Genomic DNA, 2,204 nt, shown 5'->3' on the forward strand with positions numbered 1-2,204 from the left:
TGACAAGGAGAAGTAAATGAGTGCACCCACAATCGCGCCGGGGATCTCTGACGAGGTCCGAGAATTAGCAAACCAAGAATACCGGTACGGTTTCACGACCGACCTCGATACCGATGTCGCCCCCCGGGGGCTCAGCGAAGACATCATCAGGCTGATCTCGAGTAAGAAGAATGAGCCGGATTGGCTCTTGGAATGGCGACTTCGTGCCTACCGGCATTGGACCACGCTGACGGCGCCCACCTGGCAGCATGTGTCGTATGGTCCAGTTGACTACCAGGACATCATCTACTACGCCGCTCCCAAGCCGAAAAAAAAGAGTCTCGCCAGCATGGACGAGGTCGACCCGGAGCTTCGGGAGATGTTCGACAAGCTGGGCATTTCTCTCGGCGAGCAAGAGCGGCTTAGCGGCGTCGCGGTCGACGCGATCGTCGATTCGGTATCGGTTGCGACGACGTTTAAAGACAAGTTGGCCGAGGTCGGAGTCATTTTCTGCTCCTTCTCGGAAGCCGTTCAAGAACACCCTGACCTGGTACGCAAATACCTCGGTTCAGTGGTTCCGTACAACGACAACTTTTTCGCATGTCTGAACGCGGCGGTGTTCACCGATGGCTCGTTCTGTTATATCCCAGAGGGGGTGCACTGCCCGATGGAGCTGTCCACCTACTTCCGCATCAACGCGGCCGATACCGGTCAGTTTGAACGTACCCTGATCATTGCCGAAGAGGGCGCCTTCGTGAGCTATCTCGAAGGATGCACCGCCCCGGTGCGTGACACGAACCAGCTCCATGCCGCCGTTGTTGAGCTGGTCGCCCTTGATGACGCACAGATCAAGTACTCGACGGTGCAGAACTGGTACCCGGGGGATGCCGACGGCAACGGTGGTGTGTACAACTTCGTCACCAAGCGCGGCATGGCGTCTGGCAAGAACTCGAAGATCTCCTGGACCCAGGTCGAGACCGGATCGTCGATCACCTGGAAGTACCCTGGCGTCGTTCTTAAGGGCGACAACTCGATCGGGGAATTCTACTCTGTCGCGCTGACGGCCAGGCACCAGCAGGCTGATACCGGCAGCAAAATGGTGCACATCGGCAAGAACACTAAGAGCACCATCATCTCGAAGGCAATTTCGGCCGGTCACGGCCAGAACACCTACCGTGGGCTGGTCGATATGCGACATTCCGCCGTCGGTGCCCGCAACTTCACACAGTGCGATTCGCTGTTGATCGGCAAGGACAGCGGTGCGCACACCCTCCCCTATATCGAGGTGAAGAACAAGACCGGTCAGGTTGAGCACGAGGCCTCCACCTCCAAAATCGGCGAGGAGCAACTGCTCTACTGCCGCCAACGCGGCATTCCTGAGGAAGAGGCGGTCTCGATGATCGTGAACGGTTTCTGCCGTGAAGTCTTCAAAATGCTGCCGATGGAATTCGCCGTCGAGGCACAAAAGCTGTTAACCGTAAGCCTGGAAGGAAGCGTTGGATAATGCTTAAAATCGAAGAACTGCACGCCAGTATCGAGGACAAAGAAATTTTGCGCGGGGTGAATCTCGAGCTGAAGCCGGGTCAAGTCCACGCGATCATGGGACCAAATGGTTCGGGAAAGAGCACGTTGGCCAGTGTGCTGATCGGCCGCGATGGGTACCAGATCTCAGGAAGCGTCACGTATGACGGTCAAGACCTGCTGGCCCTCTCGCCAGAAGAACGCGCTGCCGCCGGTGTGTTTCTGGCGTTCCAGCACCCGGTCGAAATCCCAGGCGTTGGAAACATGTACTTCATGCGTACAGCGTTGAACTCCCTGCGTCGACAGCGCGGGCAGGACGAGCTGGATCCGGTGGACTTTCTGGCGCTGGCCCAGGAGCGGATGAAGCTGGTCGAGATGGACCAGACCTTCATGAGCCGCTCCGTCAATGAGGGATTTTCCGGCGGTGAGAAGAAACGCAACGAGATTTTGCAGATGGCAATCCTGGAGCCCAAACTCGCGATCCTGGACGAAACGGACTCCGGTCTGGATATCGACGCACTCCGGATAGTTGCCAGTGGTGTGAACGCCCTGCGCAATGAAGGCCGCAGCATGCTCGTCATCACGCACCACCAGCGCCTTTTGGACTACATCGTGCCCGATCAGGTGCATGTTATGACCGCCGGAAGAATCGTGCGCTCTGGCGGCAAAGACCTGGCCGTCGAGCTCGAAGAGCACGGCTATAC

General features: G+C 57.7%; 2 protein-coding genes. Both read left to right on the forward strand.

All coding sequences use genetic code 11. The features are described 5' to 3' along the window. Positions 1 to 16: 16 nt before the first annotated feature. Entirely contained in the window at positions 17 to 1,483 is a 1,467-nt protein-coding gene (gene sufB / locus CXY73_RS00155) for a Fe-S cluster assembly protein SufB (protein WP_104176400.1), read from the forward strand. Then, the coding region (gene sufC, locus CXY73_RS00160) for a Fe-S cluster assembly ATPase SufC (protein WP_199185232.1) at positions 1,483 to 2,204 on the forward strand (722 nt) is incomplete at its 3' end. The genes sufB and sufC, both read left to right, overlap by 1 nt.

The sequence above is a fragment of the Cryobacterium sp. Y50 genome, from assembly GCF_002929805.1.
Classification (GTDB): domain Bacteria; phylum Actinomycetota; class Actinomycetes; order Actinomycetales; family Microbacteriaceae; genus Cryobacterium.